The organism is Streptomyces sp. NPDC096136 (assembly GCF_044763325.1).
In the GTDB taxonomy this organism is placed as follows: domain Bacteria; phylum Actinomycetota; class Actinomycetes; order Streptomycetales; family Streptomycetaceae; genus Streptomyces.
The window spans coordinates 1-17,459 of the sequence record NZ_JBIWFZ010000038.1 but is presented as its reverse complement, the minus strand read 5'-3'; the positions used below and the strand labels follow the sequence as shown (position 1 = coordinate 17,459).

Genomic DNA, 17,459 nt, shown 5'->3' with positions numbered 1-17,459 from the left:
GACGTTGTCCCGCCGGGCTGGAGTCCGGCTGGAACGCGGCTCGATCCCCGGTCAGGCGGCGGTGGCGGGGGCCTCGGGGAGCGCCTCGTACAGGCCCTGCTCCCGGGTGGCGAGGACGGCCAGCTCCCGGGCCAGCTCGCGGAAGCCCTCGCTGGACACGGCGGCGCGGTGCGCCGCCGTGTCCTCCCAGACGGAGAGCTCCACGAAGAAGTTGGCGGTGCCGACCAGGCGCAGGGTCTGGTGGCTGACGCATCCGGGCTGGGCGCTGACGAAACGGGTCAGGCGGCTCTTGGCGTCGAGGAAGCGGACGAGGTCGCCGTGGACGTTCAGTTTGTTGACGTAGGTCACCATGACGGGCGCTCCTTCGTGGGTCGGTCGCGGGAAGGGTGGGCGGGGCGGTCAGACGGTCGCCTCGGCGGCCGCGCGGGTACGGACGCTGCGGCGCAGCGTGCCCCGTACCGGTTTGCCGACGGGGGTGCGCGGGACGGCGTCGATGGCCTCGACGCGCCGGATGCGCTCGTAGGGTGCGAGGCGCTCGTTGGCGCGCGCGGCGATCTGTTCCAGCACGGGCGCGGGGTCGGCCCCCTCGGCGCCCTGGTCGCGCAGGACGATCCCGGCCCAGGTCACGGCCCCGTGCACGGCGTCGGGCCAGCCGACGACCGCGCACTCGGCGACCCGGGGGTCGCAGCCGAGGACACGCTCGACGGCGCTGGGCGAGACGAGTTCCCCGTCGTGGAGGAAGACGTCCCCGAGCCGGTCGACGAGGAACAGCTCCCCGTCCGGGCCGATCCGGCCGACGTCGCCGGTGGAGAACCAGCCGTCGGGGCCGGCGGGGCTCTCGGCGCGGCCGAGGTAGCCGGCCATCAGCTGGGGGCCGCGCACCTGCACCTCGCCGCTCTCCCCGGGGGCCAGGGGGGCGCCGGTGTCGGGGTGGACGACGCGGCATCCGGTGCCCGCGACGGGGGCGCCGACCGAGCCGGTGCCGGTGGGGTCGTCGGGGCGCTGGCAGTGGGTGAGCGGGGAGAGCTCTGTCATGCCGTAGCCCTGGACGACGGGGACGCCGAGCCGTTCGGCGAGGGTGCGGGCGGCGGCCGGGTCCAGGGCGCTGCCGCCCGACAGGACGGCGGTCAGCCGGGGGCCGGCGGGCAGGCCCGGCAGGGGCCCGCCGCCGCGCAGCCGCTCGTCGGCGACGAGGCGGTGGAGGCGGGCGGGCAGCGCGTAGTAGTGCGTGGCGCCGGCCCGTTCCGCGAGGGCGAAGGAGGCGAGCGGGTCGGGGTCGGGGCACAGGACCTGGCAGGCGCCCGCGTAGACGGCCGAGTTGAGGTGCATCGGCTGGTACAGCGGCAGGTGGACGAGGGTGGTGGAGTCCTCGCCGAGGCGGTGGGCGAGGGCCGTCTGGAGGGCGTTGGCGACCAGGTTGCGGTGGGTCAGCCGGACGCCTTTGGGGCTGGCGGTGGTGCCCGTCGTGAACTGTACGCAGGCCTCGGCGTCGAGGTCGACGGTGACGGCCGGGCGCGGGGCGGTGGACCCGGCGGCCGGAGCGACGGCGTCGAGGACGAGGTCCAGGGGGACGGCGGCATCGGGCAGCGGGCCGTCCTCGGCCCCGGTGACCAGGACCAGGGACAGGCTCTCCGGCCGGTCGGGGAGCGTGCACAGGGTCTCGGCGACGGCCCGCGGCGCGAAGGCCAGTTCGGCGCCGGCCGCGGCGAGCACCTTCGCCGTCCGGGCGGGTGAGAGCAGCGGGTTGAGGACGACGACGGTGTTCCCGCTGCGGACGGTGGCGTAGTAGGCGGCGGCGAACTCGGCGTCGAGGGTGTTGACGACGGCCACGCGGGCGCCGCGGCGGCCCACCGAGCACTCCAGGTAGGCGGCGATCCGGTCGGCGCGGGCGTCGAGTTCGCCGAAGGTGAGCGTCCGGGCGCCGACGCGCAGGGCCGGGGCCCCGGGGGCGCGCAGGGCCGCACGGCGCAGCAGTCCGTCCAGTGGCAGGTGCGGCAGTCGCGGCAGTTCCGGAAGGTCGGGTGTCGGCACGGGTCTGCTCCCCTCTGCGCTGCGTCCTGGCGGGCGGCAGGGCCTTTCCACCGTCCACGCCCGCGCTCGGAACTCGGTCAGGAACCGCTCGAATCCGGCTGGATCCTCCTGCGTCCGGCGGCGGTCAGGGCCCCGGCGAGGTCGCGGCCGGTGGCGGCCACCGCGACGGTCGGCCGGCCCCAGCCGTGGGCGGCGACCCGCCGGGCGACCTCGTGCGCGAGGCCCTCCACCTCCGGGTACCCGCCGAGCACGACGGGCACCCCGGCGGCCAGGGCGGGGGCCAGCGCGGTCAGGGCGGCCGCGGCCCCCGGGGCCACGGACAGCAGGGCCCGCGTTCCGCGCGCGCCGCGGGCGAGGCCGTCGTAGCAGTCCTCGGGCGCGCCGGGCGGGCGCAGCAGGCAGACCAGCCCGCTGCCGGGGGCGGCGGCCGCCCGCAGGGTGCGGGGGGCGGGGTCGGGGCGCGGGGCGGCCAGGGGCACGGGGGTCCCGTCGAGTGCCCGCAGCGCCTCGGCGACGGTGGCGGCGGGGCCGGCCTCGGCCGGGAGGCGGCGCAGCAGGCGGGCGGTCTGCCAGAGGATCTCGTCGGCGTCGCCGTCGGCGATCCGGGTCCGGTCGTGGACGAGCGTCAGCAGCAGCCCGCCGTCCGCGTCGTGCCGGGCGGTGAGCTCCAGAGGCGTCCCGGTGTAGGCCTCCCAGGCCTGCACCGGACCGGCGTCGGGCGCACCGGCCGCCCCGCGGTCGGCAGCCCCGCCGTCGGCCGCCGGCTGCGGGAACGGCACGGCCGGGGGCCCGGGGTCCGGGAACGGCACCGCCGGGTCCGCGGGCGCCCGGGGTTCCTGCGGCGGGAGGAACGCCAGCACCGATTCGGTGAGCGGCTCGTACGGGTCGCGGCCCGACCAGCGGTGCACCTGCCCGGCCGAGACCCACTCGTAGGCGGCGAGGTCGACGGCCCGGCCGGCCAGGTCCGCGAGCAGTGCGGACAGGGTGGCTCCGGGGCGGACCTCCACGGCCACGGGGAGCGCGCCGAGCAGCGGGCCGGGCAGCCGGTCGGCCCCGTCGAGGGGGATGCCCCGGCCGGACACGGCGGCGGCGAAGGCCACCGGCAGCGTGCCGGGCGCGCCGTGCGCGCGGTACAGCAGCAGCGCCCACACGGCCTGGAGGGCGGTGCTCTCGGCGGCGCCCCGGGCGGCGGCCCAGGCGCGCAGCCGGGCCGCTTCGGCCGGGGTGAGCCGCTGCCGGGTCCGGCCGTGCCCGCGCTGGTGCGTGGGGCGGCCGCGGTCGCCGGCCGGGAGGGTGGCGGAGCCCGCGGGCGGGGCGGCGTCCGCCCAGTACGCGCGGGCGGGGGCCCGGTCCCGGGAGGCGATCCACTGGAGGTGGTCGCGCAGGTCGGGCCGGCGTTCGCCGCCCCGGGGGCGGCCGTCGGCGGCGTGGGCGCGGTGGAAGGAGCGGACGAGGTGCTCCGCGCTCGCCGGGTCGAGGAACGCCCGGTGGTAGGTGAGCAGGACCCGGGTCGAGCCGTCGGACTCCTGCAGGAGGGCGATCCGCAGCGGGTCGGGCCGGGTCAGGTCGAACTCGCGCACCCGCTCGGCGGCGAGCAGGGCCTCCCATGCGGTGCCGTCCGCGCGGTGGCGGACGATGAGCGGGCCGGCGGCCGGGTGGACGGCGAAGCCGGGCAGGCCGCGTCCCGACGCGGCCGGGGCGAGCGCGGTGCGCAGGACCGCCTCCTGGTCGGTGACGGTCTGCCAGGCCCGGGTGAAGCGCTCGGCGTCGAACGGCCCGCGCAGGCGCCAGTGCAGCTGCCCGGTGTGCAGGCCCCGGCCCGGGTGGGTGAGTCCGTCGAGGAGGACGTCGACCTGGAGCGGGGCGGCGGGGTGGACCCGCGGCCGGGGTGCGGCGAGGGCCCGCGCCGCCGGGGCCGGGTGCGGGCCGTCGCCGGGGCGGCCGGTCACCGCCTCGCGCTCAGGGTCGGGACGGCGGTCTCGGCGTGCCGCCGGGCGAGGTGCAGGATGCGGGTGCAGGTGCCGCCCAGGCTGCGGCGTACGTGGTCGCGGGCCCGGGCGAGGTCGGCGCCCGGGCCGAGGACCGGCTCGATGTCCTCGGGGCGCAGCAGGACGCGGTGGCTGGCGACGGCGGTGACCCCGGTCTCGTCGGGGTCCACGGACCATTCGCCGGTGTGCGCGGCGAGCAGCCGGGGGGTGCGGGTGCGCTTGTAGACGATCCGGCCGGCGTGGGGCAGGCAGACGCGTACGGACTCGCTGGTGTCGGCGGTGCCGTCGGCGGCGCGGGTGGCCAGGTCCAGCAGCTGGACGCCCGTGCGGTGTTCGGACACCTGTGCGCGGGTGATCTCGGGCAGGTGCAGGGGCCAGTCCTCGGCCCGGTACAGGAAGTCGTAGACGAGCTCGGGCGGTCCCTGGACGCGCACCGAGTCCTCGAAGGTCAGCAGGAGGCCGTCCAGGGCGGACCACTGCTCGGCGGTGCGCTTCAGCTGCTCCAGTTCGGCGTGGCTGTTGCCGTCGGTGGCCTCGGCGAGCCACCGGGCTCCGGCCCGGTCCCCGTCGGCCACCGCGAAGCGGTGGTGCAGGGTCAGGCGCGAGCGTCCGCCGCCCAGTTCGGCGACCTCCCAGCGGCCGCTCATGGCGGTGGCCGGGGGCGCCGGGACCTCCTGGTGGAAGTCGATGGTGCGCCGCGCGGGGTCCAGGGAGCGCCGGGACACCCAGGACGTGACGGTCCCGCCGGCGGTGGCCCACATCCCGAAGCGGTCGCGGGTCCCGTCGAAGTCCAGCCGCTCCACGTGGATGCTGGGCGGGACGAACAGCGGCCACTGGGTCGTGTCCGCGAGCAGCGCGTAGACCACGCCCGCGGGGGCGGCCACGTCCACCGAGTACGACGTGTGCTGCACACGCTCACCTGACATCGGCTCACACCTCTCTGCTTCTGCCCACCAACTTCGCGCGGGCCGGCGGAGCTCTGCTCGAAGGGCCCTGGACCCCGGCTGTACGGGCCGTCCACGGGTCCTCGCGGGGCCGTCCGGGGCCGGGCGGGGCCTCAGAGCGAGGCTTCGGCCTCCGCCCGGTGGCACAGCTCGCGGCGCAGGGCGCGTCGCTCGGGCTTCCCGGCAGGGGTGCGGGGCACGGCGCCGAGGACCTCGACCCGGCGGATCTGCTCGTGCGGGCCGAGCTGTTCGTTGGCCGTCTCCACGATCGAGTCGAGGACGTCGAGCAGGCCGGGCGCGGTCGGGTGGTGCAGGACGAGCCCGAGCCAGACGACGGCTCCGTGGACCGGGTCGGGCCAGCCGACGACGACGCTGTCGGCGACCCGGGGGTCGGCGGCGAGGACGGATTCGACTGCGGTGGGCGAGACGAGTTCGCCGTCGTACGAGAAGACGTCGTCGAGCCGGTCGACGAGGTGGAGCTCCCCGTCCGGGCCGATGCGGCCGACGTCCTGGGTGGGGAACCAGCCGTCCTCACCGGTGGGCGGCCCGCTCTCGCCGAGGTAGCCGGCCATCAGCTGCGGTCCCCTCAGCTGGACCTCGCCGGTCTCGCCGGGGCCGAGCGGGACACCGGTGCCGGGGTGGACGACGCGGCAGGCGGTGCCGGGGACGGGGGTGCCGACGGAACCGGTGCCGCCGGTGTCCTCGCCGGGGCGCTGGGAGTGGGTGAGCGGGGCGAACTCGACCAGGCCGTAGCCCTGGAGGACGGGGACGCCGAGCCGCCGGGTCAGCAGCCGGGCGTCCGCCGGGGCGAGGGCGCTGCCGCCGGAGAGGACGGCGGTGAGCCGGTCGAGGTCGGTCGGGGAGGGGAGGGGGAAGCCGGGGAGGTCCACGGCGCCGGGGAGCTCGGCGTGGCGCAGGTCGGCGGCGAGCTGGTGCAGCCGGGCGGGCAGGGTGTACAGGTGCGTGGCGCCGGTGCGGGCGGCCAGGGCGAGGGCGGCGGCCGGGCGCGGGGCGGGGCACAGGACCTGGCAGGCGCCCGCGAGGACGGCCGAGTTGAGGTGCATGGGCTGGTAGAGCGGCAGGTGGTTGAGGGTGACCGAGCCGGAGTCGAGCCGGTGCGCAGCCGCCGTCTGGGCGGCGTTGGCGAGCAGGTTGCGGTGGGTCAGCAGGACGCCCTTGGGCCGGCCGGTCGTGCCGGTGGTGAACTGTACGCACACCACGGCGTCCGGGTCCGCGGGGGCCTCCGGGCGGGGGCCGGTCCGCGGGGCCCGGTCCAGGGCCACGGCCAGGGGCAGGGCGTCGGCGGGCACGATCCCGTCGGGGGCGTCGGTGACGACGATCTCGCGCAGCAGCGGCAGCCGGTCGGCGGTCTTGACGAGCAGTTCGGCGGCGGCGGTGGGCACGAAGGCGATCTCCACCCCGGCCACCTCGCACATGCGGCGCAGTCCCGCCGCCCGGACCAGGGGGTTGAGGAGGACGACGGTGTTGCCGCTGCGGACGGTGCCGTAGTAGGCGGCGACGAACTCCTCGTCGAGGGAGTTGGCGACCCCGACGCGGGCCCCGCGCCGGCCGAGGGCGTGCTCCAGGTAGGCGGCGTAGCGGTCGGCACGGGCGTCGAGTTCGGCGAACGTCCGCGTTCCGTGGGGGGTGCGGACCGCGCAGGCCGCGGGGTCGCGTTCCGCGGCCCGGCGCAGCAGTCCGTCGAGCGGGAGTTCCCTGCGGCGCAGCGGCTGCGGGCGGCTGGGGCTGAGGCTGTAGATCGGCACGGCGCGTCCTCCTGAGCGGGCTGATCCTGATCCCGACGCATCACGGTCCGCACATCCGGTTGAGGCCGCTTCGAAGGGAACTCGATCCCGCCGCTCTCGACCGTTCCTCCGGTGGCCCTCGACCCCCGGGGCGGAGCCTGCCTGCACGCGCGTCGGAGGCCCGCCCGCACGCCCCGGCCCCGCCGCATCCGCACCGTCGCAAGGGAACCCACGTGGACGAGATCGTCAAGGCCCTGCTCTCCGAGGACGCCCGGCCGGCCGACTTCGCGGCGCTGCCGCTGCCGGAGTCGTACCGGGGCAGCGTGGTGCGCCGGGACGAGACGGACATGTTCGCGGGGATCCCCTCGGCGCAGAAGGACCCGCGCAAGTCCCTGCACCTCCAGGACGTGCCGACGCCGGAGCCGGGACCGGGCGAGGCGCTGGTCGCGGTGATGGCGAGCGCGATCAACTACAACACCGTCTGGAGCTCGATCTTCGAGCCGCTGCCGACCTTCGGCTTCCTGGAGCGCTACGGCCGCCTCTCGGAGCTCACCCGCCGCCACGACCTCCCGTACCACGTGCTGGGCTCGGACCTGGCGGGCGTGGTGCTGCGCACCGGGCCCGGCGTGAACCGCTGGAGGGCGGGCGACCGGGTCGTCGCGCACTGCCTGTCGGTGGAGCTGGAGTCCGCGGACGGGCACGGGGACACGATGCTCGACCCGGAGCAGCGGATCTGGGGCTTCGAGACCAATTTCGGCGGCCTGGCGGAGCTCGCCCTCGTCAAGTCCAACCAGCTGATGCCCAAGCCCGAGCACCTGACCTGGGAGGAGGCGGCCTCCCCGGGCCTGGTCAACTCGACCGCCTACCGCCAGCTGGTCTCCCGCAACGGCGCCGGCATGAAGCAGGGCGACAACGTCCTGATCTGGGGCGCGAGCGGCGGCCTCGGCTCGTACGCGACGCAGCTGGCGCTGGCCGGCGGCGCCCAGCCGGTCTGCGTCGTCTCCTCACCGGAGAAGGCCGACATCTGCCGTGCGATGGGCGCCGAGGCGGTCATCGACCGCAGCGCCGAGGACTACCGGTTCTGGAAGGACGGGGAGACCCAGGACCCGCGCGAGTGGAAGCGCTTCGGGCGGCGCATCCGGGAGCTGACCGGCGGCGAGGACGTGGACATCGTCTTCGAGCACCCGGGCCGCGAGACCTTCGGCGCCAGCGTCTACGTCGCCCGCAAGGGCGGCACGGTCGTCACCTGCGCCTCCACCTCGGGCTTCCGGCACGAGTACGACAACCGCTACCTGTGGATGTCGCTGAAGCGGATCATCGGCTCGCACTTCGCGAACTACCGCGAGGCCTGGGAGGCGAACCGGCTGGTCGTGAAGGGGAAGATCCATCCCACCCTCTCGAAGGTCTATCCGCTGGAGCAGACGGGCCAGGCGGCGTACGACGTCCACCGCAACCTGCACCACGGCAAGGTCGGCGTCCTCGCGCTGGCCCCGGAGGAGGGCCTGGGCGTCCGCGACCACGAGATGCGCGCCCGGCACCTGGGGGCGATCAACCGCTTCCGGCGTTGACAGCGTTAACGGCGTTAACGCCCGCGGGCGCGCGGCACGCGCCGAAACGGAACCCCGGGTTTGCATGATCATGCATCATTCTGCATACTCATCCCATGTCTAAGGTCCTCACCTCCCTTCCCGTCGGCGAGCGCGTCGGCATCGCCTTCTCCGGCGGACTCGACACCTCCGTCGCGGTCGCGTGGATGCGCGACAAGGGCGCCGTCCCGTGCACCTACACCGCCGACATCGGCCAGTACGACGAGCCCGACATCGCCTCGGTGCCCGGGCGCGCCCAGGCCTACGGCGCCGAGGTCGCGCGCCTGGTCGACTGCCGCGCGGCGCTGGTCGAGGAGGGCCTGGCCGCACTGACCTGCGGCGCGTTCCACATCCGCTCCGGCGGCCGCGCCTACTTCAACACCACCCCGCTCGGCCGCGCCGTCACCGGCACCCTGCTGGTCCGGGCGATGCTGGAGGACGACGTCCAGATCTGGGGCGACGGATCGACCTTCAAGGGCAACGACATCGAGCGGTTCTACCGCTACGGCCTGCTCGCCAACCCGCACCTGCGGATCTACAAGCCCTGGCTGGACGCGGCCTTCGTGACCGAGCTCGGCGGCCGCAAGGAGATGTCGGAGTGGCTGCTGGCCCACGGCCTCCCCTACCGGGACAGCACGGAGAAGGCGTACTCCACCGACGCGAACATCTGGGGCGCCACGCACGAAGCCAAGACCCTGGAGCACCTGGACACGGGCCTGGAGACCGTCGAGCCGATCATGGGCGTCCGCTTCTGGGACCCCTCGGTCGAGATCGCCACCGAGGACGTGACCATCGGCTTCGAGCAGGGCCGCCCGGTCACGATCAACGGCAAGCAGTTCGCCTCCGCCGTCGACCTGGTGATGGAGGCCAACGCCATCGGCGGCCGGCACGGCATGGGCATGTCCGACCAGATCGAGAACCGGATCATCGAGGCCAAGAGCCGCGGCATCTACGAGGCGCCGGGCATGGCCCTGCTGCACGCCGCGTACGAGCGCCTGGTCAACGCCATCCACAACGAGGACACCCTCGCGCAGTACCACAACGAGGGCCGCCGCCTCGGCCGGCTGATGTACGAGGGCCGCTGGCTGGACCCGCAGGCCCTGATGGTCCGCGAATCCCTCCAGCGCTGGGTCGGCGCGGCCGTCACCGGCGAGGTGACCCTGCGGCTGCGGCGCGGCGAGGACTACTCGATCCTCGACACCCGGGGCCCGGCGTTCAGCTACCACCCGGACAAGCTCTCCATGGAGCGCACCGAGGACTCGGCCTTCGGCCCGGTGGACCGCATCGGCCAGCTGACCATGCGCAACCTCGACATCGCCGACTCCCGCGCCAAGCTGGAGCAGTACGCGGTGCTCGGCCTGATCGGCAGCGGCAGCCCCGCCGTCGGCGCCGCCCAGGCGGCCGCGACCGGGCTGATCGGCACCATGCCGGAGATGCCCGGGGGCGGCGCCGAGGCCATCGCCTCGCGCGGCGAGGTCTCCGCCGACGAGGAGCTGCTGGACCGCGCCGCGATGGAGTCCGGCACCGACTAGCGGCGCCCGTACCGACGCCCCGGACCGCCCGTCCGCACCGCCCTCAGGCGGCGCAGGCGGGCAGTCCGCCGTGGAACTCGACCATCTCGCGGAACATCGTCTCGACGTCGAGGGGGTGCCCCGGCGCCGCGCCCTCCGCCTCGGCGAAGGCGCGGTGCAGGTTGGGCACCAGCCGCTCGGCGTCGAGCAGCCCCGCGTACGGCCCGGGGCCGGCCTCCCGCGCGGTCTCCAGCGGGGTCAGCCCCGCCGCGAGCCCCTCGGCGGCCAGCCGCTGCACGCGGCGCAGGTAGCCGGCGGTGTCGTCGAGCAGCTCGGGGCCGCCGACCGGCCCGTGGCCCGGGACGACGGTCCGCGGGCCGAGGGCCCGCAGCCCCTCGACGACCGCGAGCGTGCCGGAGACCGAGCCGGTCAGGCAGAACGGAGTGGCCCCGGACATCACGACGTCCCCGGTGAACAGCACCCGCTGCCGCGGCAGCCACACCACCGTGTCGCCGGAGGTGTGCGCGGTGCCCGGGTGGACCAGCTCCACCGGGAAGTCCCCCGCGTCCAGGGTGAGCCGGTCGCGGAAGGTCAGCCCGGGAAGCTCCACCCGGACCTCGCCCCAGGGGACGTCCGGCCACAGGCGCGTCAGGTGCAGTCCGGCGAGCGCCATCTCGGCGCGCGCCGCCTCGTGCGCGACGACCAGGGCCCGCCCGGCGAAGAAGCGGTTGCCGAACGTGTGGTCGCCGTGCGCGTGGGTGTTCACCACGAAGCGCGGCCCGTGGGGGACGGTCCGCGCGACCGCCTCCTTCAGCGCCCGGGTACGGGCCTCGGTGGCGGCCGTGTCGACCAGCACGGGCCGCTCGCCCGCGCCGATCAGCCCCGCGTTGTTGAGGCACCAGCCGCCGTCGGGCTGGAGGTAGGCCCAGACCTGCTCGGCCACCTCCTCCATCCGGGGCCCACCGCCGCCGCCGCTCACCGTCCCCGGACCACCATGGCCGCGTTGAAGCCGCCCCGGCCCCGCGCCAGGACCAGCGCCGTGCGCAGCCGGTCGGGCCGGCGCACCCCGGTCACCAGGTCGACGGGGCAGTCCGCGGCGGGCGGGCCGGTGTGGACGGTCGGCGGGATCACCCCGTCGCGCAGCGAGAGCAGGGCCGCGGCCAGGTCGAGGGAGGCGCCGCCCGCGGCGAGCCGGCCCGTCATGGTCTTGGGCGCGGTGACCGGGACCCCGTACTCCCCGAACAGCTCGGCGAGGGCCTCGGCCTCGGCGCGGTCGGCCCCGCGCCGCCCGGCCGCGTCGGCGAAGACCACGTCCACGTCGGCGGGGGCCAGCCCGGCCTCGCGCAGGGCCAGCGCGGCGGCGTCGCGCAGCCGGGGCGCGCCGCCCGAGCCGGGCGGCGGGTCGAAGGTGGCGGCGTACCCGGCGACCTCCCCGTAGGGGCGGGCGCCGCGCTCGCGGGCGGCGGCCGCGTCCTCCAGGACGAGCAGCGCCCCGCCCTCGCCGACGACGTGGCCGCCGGCCTCCTCGGCGAAGGGCAGGTAGGCGCGCTCGGGGTCCTCGGAGGTGCTGAGCTCGCCGGAGGCCAGGTGGGCGGCCCAGCCCCAGGGGCAGAGGGAGGAGTCCATGCCGCCGGTGACGACCAGCCGGACGCCCTTGCGGAGCTGGCGGCGGGCCTGGGCCACCGCGTCGAGTCCGCCGGCCTGCTCGCTGACGAGGACGCTGTTGGGGCCGCGCATCCCGTTCCTGATGGAGATCTGGCCGCTGTTGACCGCGTAGAACCAGGCGAAGGACTGGTACGCGCTGACGTACTGGCCGCCCTTGCTCCACAGGGCCTGGAGCTCGCGCTGCCCGAACTCGTAGCCGCCCGCCGAGCTGGCGGTGATCACGCCGGCCGCGTAGTCGGGCAGCTCGGCCGGGTCCACCCCCGCGTCGGCGAGGGCCTCGTCGGCGGCGGTGAGGGCGAGCCGGGTGACCTGGTCGGTCTGCGGCAGCAGCCGGCCGGGCAGGTGCTCGGCGGCGTCGAAGCCCCGGACCTCGCCGGCCAGCTGCGCCGGGTACTGTGCGGCGTCGAACCGGGTCAGCGGGCGGATGCCGCTCTCCCCGCGCAGCACCGCGCTCCACCACGCCCGCGTGCCCAGGCCGTTGGGCGCGGCCACGCCGATCCCGGTGATCACGGGGGCGGCGGGGGCCCCCGAAACCGTGGCCACGGGGGCGGGGACGGGGGCGGCTTCGGTCTGCGTGCTCATGCGGCGGCTCCCAGGCGGGGGCGGGTCAGGATCATGGCGCTCTGGAAGCCGCCGAAGCCGCTGCCGACGCTGAGCACGGTGTCCGTGCGGTGCTCCCGGGCGGTCAGCGGGATGTAGTCCAGGTCGCAGCCGGGGTCGGGGTGGTGCAGGTTCGCGGTCGGCGGGACCGTGTTGTGCTCGATGGCCAGGGCGCTGGCGGCCACCTCCAGGGAGCCGATGGCACCGAGCGAGTGCCCGATCATCGACTTGATGGAGCTGACCGGGGTCTCGTAGGCGTGCTGTCCGAGGCTGCGCTTGAAGGCGGCGGTCTCGTGCCGGTCGTTCTGCTTGGTGCCGGAGCCGTGCGCGTTGACGTAGTCGACGGCGGTGGCGGGCAGGCGGGCCTCGTCGAGGGCGACGGTGATGGCCTCGGCCATCTCGCGGCCCTCGGCCTTCAGGCCGGTCATGTGGTAGGCGTTGCCGCGGCTGGCGAAGCCGGCGATCTCCGCGTAGACGTGGGCGCCGCGCCGGCGGGCGCTCTCCAGCTCCTCCAGGACGAGGATCGCGGAGCCCTCGCCGAGGACGAACCCGTTGCGGGTGGCGTCGAAGGGCCGGGAGGCGGTCTCCGGGTGGTCGTTGCTGGGCGAGGTGGCCTTGATGGCGTCGAAGCAGGCCACGGTGATCGGGGAGATCGGGGCCTCGGTGGCGCCGGTGACCATCACGTCGGCGCTGCCCTCGCGGATCAGCTCCACGGCGTGGCCGATGGAGTCGAGGCCGGAGGTGCAGCCGGTGGAGACCATGGAGACCGGTCCCTGGGCGCCGACGCGCCAGGCCACCTCGGCTGCCATCGAGCTGGGCACGAAGTAGTCGAACAGGTGCGGCACGGCGAGGGTGTGGTCGACCTGCCAGGTGGAGCCGCCTCCGCTCACCGCGTTGTACTCGGTGTCCAGGCCGGTGGTGCAGCCCACCGCGCTGCCCAGGGTGACACCGGTGCGCGCCGGGTCCAGGGCGGCGGTGTCGAGCCCGCTGTCGCGGACCGCCTCGTCGGCGCTGACCAGCGCGAACTGCGCGGCCCGGTCGAGGCGGGCGGCCTCCTCGGGGGTGAACCCGTGGGCGAGCGGGTCGAAGTCGGCCTCGGCGGCGATCCGCGAGCGGAAGCCGGTGGCGTCGAAGAGGCTGATGGCACGGGTCGCGGTCCGCCCTGAGGTGAGCCGGGCCCAGTACGCCTTGGTGCCCACTCCCCCGGGTGCGACCACGCCGATCCCGGTGATGACGACGCGTCGGTTCATGGGGTGTCCTTCACGGTGAGTCCTTCGTCGGTACGGTCGGCGATCCGCGACCCCACCGACCTGCGCAGCGCGTCGATGACGGTGGCCACGTCCGCGTCGCTGAGCCCGGGGTGCAGGGGCAGGCGCACGGTGCGGTCCACCGCCCAGTCGCAGGAGGGCAGCGGGGCCGCGGGCGGCTCCCCGTCGGCCCGGAACCGGTGCAGGGGCGCGTGGTGGGAGGTCGTGTAGATCTCCTCGGCCAGCAGGTCGGCGACGACCCCGTCCTTGATGGCGGGGTCCAGCTGCACCCAGTACAGGCAGTCCGTGGACTCGTGGCCCTCGGGCAGCGGCGGGGGCGTCAGCAGCCCCCGGGTCCCCGAGAGCTCCCGGTCGTAGCGGGCGGCGATCTCGCGGCGCCGCTCCACCATCCCGGGGAGCCGGCGCAGCTGCACGGAGCCGATCGCGGCGGTCAGGTCGTTCCCGGCGATCCCGCGGCCGTACTCGGGCAGGTCCGGTTCGCCGGGCAGGGTGGCGTGGCCGAAGCCGCTGGCGCGGACCAGGCCGCGCCGGGCGAGCAGGCGGGTGCGGGCGGCCCGTTCGGGGTCCTTCGCGTAGACCATGCCGCCGTCGCCGGTGACCAGGACCCGGCCCGGGTCGAAGCTCCACACGGCGAGGTCGCCGAAGGTGCCGGCGGGCCGGCCGTCGGCGCGGGAGGCGACGGAGCAGGCCCCGTCCTCGATCAGGACGAGGCCCAGCTCCCGGCAGCGCGCCGCGATGCGGACGATGTCGCCCGTGCGGCCTCCGTAGTGGAGGAAGAGGACGGCGCGGGTGCGGTCGGTGAGGGCGGCCTCGACGTCCTCCAGGGACGGGTTGAGGGTGCGGCGGTCCACGTCGCAGAAGACGGGGCGGCCGCCGCGTCCGGCCACGGCCTCGGCGGTGGCGGGCAGGCCCAGCGAGGGCAGGACGACCTCGTCGCCCTCCTGGAGGTCGAGGGTCTCGACGGCCAGGTGCAGGGCGGTGGTGCCGGAGCTGGTGAACACGACGTGGTCGGGCTCGATCCCCAGGTGCTCGGCGAAGGCCGTCTCGAAGGCCGCGGTACGCCGTCCACTGCCGAGCCTGCGGTCGTGGAACACCCCGGCGACCGCGTCGAGTTCCTCGTCCCCGACCTGGGGCTGAAACAAGTTGATCATGGTCGCCTCTCACGTGGGTGTCTCCCCGATCTTGTCGACCGCCGCTCGACATCCGATGGAGGACCGGTGGTCCCCCCGGCCGCCGGAGCGGGTGCGAGAGCCCTTCGAGCACCGCTCCATCGAGGTGACGGATCCTCCGCGTGCGCCACCCGTCGATTCACCGAGGAGTTCTCATGCCCGACCAGGCCCAGGATCAGGACCAGACCAAGCGCGTCGCCGTCGTCACCGGAGCGACCAGCGGTATCGGCCTGGAAGCGGCCCGCACCCTGGCCGCGCAGGGGCACCGGGTGTTCATCGGGGCCCGCGACGCCGACAACGTGGCCCGTACCGTCGAGGAGCTCACCGCCGAGGGCCTGGAGGTCGACGGCGCGAGCGTGGACGTGCGCAGCGGCGAGGGCGTGAAGGCCTGGGTCGAGGCGGCCGTGGAGCGGTTCGGCACCATCGACGTGGTGGTCAACAACGCGGGCCGCTCCGGCGGCGGCGTCACCGCCGACATCGCCGACGAGCTCTGGCACGACGTCATCGAGACGAACCTCACCAGCGTCTTCCGCGTCACCCGCGAGGTCCTGAACACCGGCGGCATGCGCGCCAAGAACCGCGGCCGCATCATCAACATCGCCTCGACCGCGGGCAAGCAGGGCGTGGTCCTGGGCGCCCCCTACTCGGCGTCCAAGCACGGCGTCGTGGGCTTCACCAAGGCGCTGGGCAACGAGCTGGCCCCGACGGGCATCACGGTCAACGCCGTCTGCCCCGGCTACGTCGAGACGCCGATGGCCGAGCGGGTCCGCCAGGGCTACGCCGCCGCGTACGGCACCACCGAGGAGGCCGTGCTGGAGAAGTTCCAGGCGAAGATCCCCCTCGGCCGCTACTCGACCCCGCAGGAGGTCGCCGGACTCGTGGGCTACCTGGCCTCCGACACCGCGGCCTCCATCACCTCGCAGGCCCTCAACGTCTGCGGCGGCCTCGGCAACTTCTGAGCCCGCCCCGCCCGATCACGTACGACCCCCGAATCCGAGGAGCAAGACCATGCCGCAGCCCGGCCTGCGTGAAGTGGAGCACGAGATCACGGTCTCGGCCCCGGCCGCCGCCGTGTACCGGTTGATCGCCGAGGTCCGGAACTGGCCGCGGATCTTCCCCCCGACCATCTACGTGGACCACATCCCGCAGGGCGGGAACGAGGAGCGCATCCGGATCTGGGCCACCGCCAACGGCGAGCCCAAGAACTGGACCTCCCGCCGCACCCTGGACCCGGAGAAGCTGACGATCACCTTCCGCCAGGAGGTCCCGGCGCCCCCGGTCGCCGCGATGGGCGGCACCTGGATCATCGAGCCGCTCTCCGAGGGCGAGTCGCGGGTGCGCCTGCTGCACGACTACCGGGCCGTGGACGACGACCCGGCGAGCCTGGAGTGGATCGACCGGGCCGTCGACCGCAACTCGCGCTCGGAGCTGGCCGCGCTCAAGACCAACGTCGAGCAGGCCCACGCCGCCGAGGACCTGACGTTCTCCTTCGAGGACACGGTCCGGATCGAGGGCTCGGCGAAGGACGTCTACGCCTTCGTCAACGAGGCGCACCTGTGGCCCGAGCGGCTGCCGCACGTGGCCGTCGTCCGGCTGACCGAGGACACCCCGGGCCTCCAGGAGCTGGAGATGGACACCCGGGCCAAGGACGGCTCCGTCCATACGACCAAGTCCTACCGGGTGACGTTCCCCGACGAGCGGATCGCCTACAAGCAGACGACCCTGCCGGCGCTGATGAGCCTGCACACCGGCTACTGGACGTTCGCCGAGGACGGCGAGGGCGGCCTCGCCGCCTCCTCCCAGCACACGGTGACGATCAACACGGAGAACATCGCCCGGATCCTGGGCCCCGAAGCGACCGTCGAGGACGCCAAGCAGTACGTGCGCACCGCGCTGAGCACCAACAGCACCGCCACCCTCCACCACGCCAAGGCCTTCGCCGAGCAGCGGGCCGGTCGATGACACGGGGGACGCCTCGGGTCTGGTTCGTCACGGGCGCCTCCCGGGGCCTGGGACGGGCGGTCGCCGAGGTCGTCCTGGAGGCCGGGGAGACCGTGGTCGCCACGGCCCGCCGCGTCGAGGCGCTCGACGGGCTCGTCGAGCGCTTCGGCGCGCGAGTGGTCCCGATGACCCTGGACGTCACCGACCGCGCGGCGGTGTTCGCCACCGTGGCCGAGGCCGGGGAGCGCACCGGGCGGATCGACGTCCTGCTGAACAACGCGGGGTACGGGCTGGCCGGCGCGGTGGAGGAGGTCACCGAGCGGCAGGTCCGCGACCAGTTCGAGGTGAACTTCCTCGGCGCGCTGTGGACCACGCAGGCCGTGCTGCCGCTGATGCGCCGCCAGGGCGCCGGGCACCTCCTGCAGATGTCCAGCGTCGCGGGCGTCACCACGTACCCGAACCTGGGCATGTACTGCGCGAGCAAATGGGCCCTGGAGGCCATGGGCGAGACCCTGGCCCAGGAGGTCGCCGGCTTCGGGATCAAGGTCACCCTGATCGAGGCCGGCGAGTTCCGGACCGACTGGAGCGCGAGCTCCCTGGTGCGGGCCGCACCCAAGACCGCCTACGACTCCGTGCTGGCCAAGCGCCGGCACGGCCTGTCGGGGGCCTTCGCGCACCTCCAGCCCGGCGATCCGCGCCGGGCCGGTGTGGCGCTGCTGAAGCTGCTGGAGGCCGAGGAGCCCCCGCTGCGGGTGCTGCTGGGCGCCGGCGCGGCCGACCGGGCCCCGGCGGTGCTCCGCGAGCGGCTGGCGGCCTGGGAGGAGTGGGCCCCCCTGGCCCCGACCACGGACTTCCCGACGGCCTGAGGGCCGGGGACGGCGGCTGGGGCCGGGGACGGGGACGGCGGCCGGACGGCCTACAGGCCGGCGGCGGCGCGCAGGGCGTCGACGCGGTCGGTGCGCTCCCAGGTGAAGTCGGGGAGCTCGCGGCCGAAGTGGCCGTAGGCGGCGG

At 75.2% G+C, this 17,459-nt stretch carries 14 protein-coding genes; 5 read left to right on the top strand and 9 right to left on the bottom strand.

Translation table 11 applies throughout. The features are described from left to right. Positions 1–51: 51 nt before the first annotated feature. The 5 genes from ACIRBY_RS37950 to ACIRBY_RS37930 all read right to left on the bottom strand — a co-directional run bounded on the left by ACIRBY_RS37950 (position 52) and on the right by ACIRBY_RS37930 (position 6,729). Entirely contained in the window at positions 52–351 is a 300-nt protein-coding gene (locus ACIRBY_RS37950) for an antibiotic biosynthesis monooxygenase (protein ID WP_042811379.1), read from the bottom strand. A gap of 48 nt (positions 352–399) precedes the next feature. Continuing rightward, positions 400–2,031: a class I adenylate-forming enzyme family protein gene (locus tag ACIRBY_RS37945; RefSeq protein ID WP_403909781.1), complete on the bottom strand. Its 1,632-nt coding sequence runs from the start codon at positions 2,029–2,031 to the stop codon at positions 400–402. A 77-nt stretch (positions 2,032–2,108) separates the two neighbouring features. Then, the gene (locus tag ACIRBY_RS37940) at positions 2,109–3,980 is read right to left on the bottom strand and encodes a condensation domain-containing protein (RefSeq protein ID WP_403909778.1); all 1,872 of its coding nucleotides are present in this window, start codon (positions 3,978–3,980) and stop codon (positions 2,109–2,111) included. Further along, complete coding sequence (locus tag ACIRBY_RS37935) at positions 3,977–4,945, bottom strand: aromatase/cyclase (protein ID WP_403909776.1); 969 nt, start codon at positions 4,943–4,945, stop codon at positions 3,977–3,979. The genes ACIRBY_RS37940 and ACIRBY_RS37935 overlap by 4 nt, the downstream gene beginning before the upstream one ends. Positions 4,946–5,076: 131 nt before the next feature. Continuing rightward, positions 5,077–6,729, bottom strand: a complete 1,653-nt coding sequence (locus ACIRBY_RS37930) for an AMP-binding protein (RefSeq protein WP_403909773.1) — start codon at positions 6,727–6,729, stop codon at positions 5,077–5,079. A 212-nt stretch (positions 6,730–6,941) separates the two neighbouring features. Here ACIRBY_RS37930 and ccrA point away from each other — a divergent pair, with 212 nt between their 5' ends. Then, complete coding sequence (ccrA, locus tag ACIRBY_RS37925) at positions 6,942–8,276, top strand: crotonyl-CoA carboxylase/reductase (RefSeq protein ID WP_403909770.1); 1,335 nt, start codon at positions 6,942–6,944, stop codon at positions 8,274–8,276. 95 nt (positions 8,277–8,371) lie between these two features. After that, positions 8,372–9,826, top strand: a complete 1,455-nt coding sequence (gene argG / locus ACIRBY_RS37920) for an argininosuccinate synthase (RefSeq protein ID WP_403909767.1) — start codon at positions 8,372–8,374, stop codon at positions 9,824–9,826. 43 nt (positions 9,827–9,869) lie between these two features. Here the strand turns inward: argG and ACIRBY_RS37915 are convergent, their stop codons facing one another. The 4 genes from ACIRBY_RS37915 to ACIRBY_RS37900 are packed head-to-tail and all read right to left on the bottom strand — an operon-like array spanning position 9,870 to position 14,489. Continuing rightward, positions 9,870–10,757: an MBL fold metallo-hydrolase gene (locus tag ACIRBY_RS37915; protein WP_403909764.1), complete on the bottom strand. Its 888-nt coding sequence runs from the start codon at positions 10,755–10,757 to the stop codon at positions 9,870–9,872. A gap of 23 nt (positions 10,758–10,780) precedes the next feature. Beyond that, entirely contained in the window at positions 10,781–12,052 is a 1,272-nt protein-coding gene (locus ACIRBY_RS37910) for a ketosynthase chain-length factor (RefSeq protein WP_403909761.1), read from the bottom strand. Next, positions 12,049–13,320 (bottom strand): beta-ketoacyl-[acyl-carrier-protein] synthase family protein, encoded by a 1,272-nt coding sequence (locus tag ACIRBY_RS37905; protein WP_403909758.1) that lies wholly within the window; start codon positions 13,318–13,320, stop codon positions 12,049–12,051. Before ACIRBY_RS37905 ends, ACIRBY_RS37910 begins: the two co-directional genes overlap by 4 nt. Then, complete coding sequence (locus ACIRBY_RS37900) at positions 13,317–14,489, bottom strand: DegT/DnrJ/EryC1/StrS family aminotransferase (RefSeq protein ID WP_403909755.1); 1,173 nt, start codon at positions 14,487–14,489, stop codon at positions 13,317–13,319. The genes ACIRBY_RS37905 and ACIRBY_RS37900 overlap by 4 nt, the downstream gene beginning before the upstream one ends. A gap of 173 nt (positions 14,490–14,662) precedes the next feature. Here ACIRBY_RS37900 and fabG point away from each other — a divergent pair, with 173 nt between their 5' ends. From fabG to ACIRBY_RS37885, 3 genes are read left to right on the top strand one after another with little or no spacing between them, the layout of a single operon-like run. Beyond that, positions 14,663–15,466, top strand: a complete 804-nt coding sequence (gene fabG, locus ACIRBY_RS37895; protein WP_403909752.1) for a 3-oxoacyl-ACP reductase FabG — start codon at positions 14,663–14,665, stop codon at positions 15,464–15,466. A gap of 49 nt (positions 15,467–15,515) precedes the next feature. Further along, on the top strand, positions 15,516–16,469 hold the full coding sequence (locus tag ACIRBY_RS37890) for an aromatase/cyclase (RefSeq protein WP_403909749.1): 954 nt from the start codon (positions 15,516–15,518) through the stop codon (positions 16,467–16,469). Further along, on the top strand, positions 16,466–17,314 hold the full coding sequence (locus ACIRBY_RS37885; protein ID WP_403909746.1) for an SDR family NAD(P)-dependent oxidoreductase: 849 nt from the start codon (positions 16,466–16,468) through the stop codon (positions 17,312–17,314). The genes ACIRBY_RS37890 and ACIRBY_RS37885 overlap by 4 nt, the downstream gene beginning before the upstream one ends. Positions 17,315–17,459: the final 145 nt, after the last annotated feature.

What these genes read in the sequence shown, in the direction of transcription:
- ACIRBY_RS37935 (WP_403909776.1), bottom strand. Translation starts at nt 4,945, where the DNA reads ATGTCAGGTGAGCGTGTGCAGCACACGTCGTACTCGGTGGACGTGGCC.
- fabG (WP_403909752.1), top strand. Translation starts at nt 14,663, where the DNA reads ATGCCCGACCAGGCCCAGGATCAGGACCAGACCAAGCGCGTCGCCGTC.
- ACIRBY_RS37950 (WP_042811379.1), bottom strand. Translation starts at nt 351, where the DNA reads ATGGTGACCTACGTCAACAAACTGAACGTCCACGGCGACCTCGTCCGC.
- ACIRBY_RS37900 (WP_403909755.1), bottom strand. Translation starts at nt 14,489, where the DNA reads ATGATCAACTTGTTTCAGCCCCAGGTCGGGGACGAGGAACTCGACGCG.
- ACIRBY_RS37915 (WP_403909764.1), bottom strand. Translation starts at nt 10,757, where the DNA reads ATGGAGGAGGTGGCCGAGCAGGTCTGGGCCTACCTCCAGCCCGACGGC.
- ACIRBY_RS37905 (WP_403909758.1), bottom strand. Translation starts at nt 13,320, where the DNA reads ATGAACCGACGCGTCGTCATCACCGGGATCGGCGTGGTCGCACCCGGG.
- argG (WP_403909767.1), top strand. Translation starts at nt 8,372, where the DNA reads ATGTCTAAGGTCCTCACCTCCCTTCCCGTCGGCGAGCGCGTCGGCATC.
- ACIRBY_RS37910 (WP_403909761.1), bottom strand. Translation starts at nt 12,052, where the DNA reads ATGAGCACGCAGACCGAAGCCGCCCCCGTCCCCGCCCCCGTGGCCACG.
- ACIRBY_RS37885 (WP_403909746.1), top strand. Translation starts at nt 16,466, where the DNA reads ATGACACGGGGGACGCCTCGGGTCTGGTTCGTCACGGGCGCCTCCCGG.
- ACIRBY_RS37890 (WP_403909749.1), top strand. Translation starts at nt 15,516, where the DNA reads ATGCCGCAGCCCGGCCTGCGTGAAGTGGAGCACGAGATCACGGTCTCG.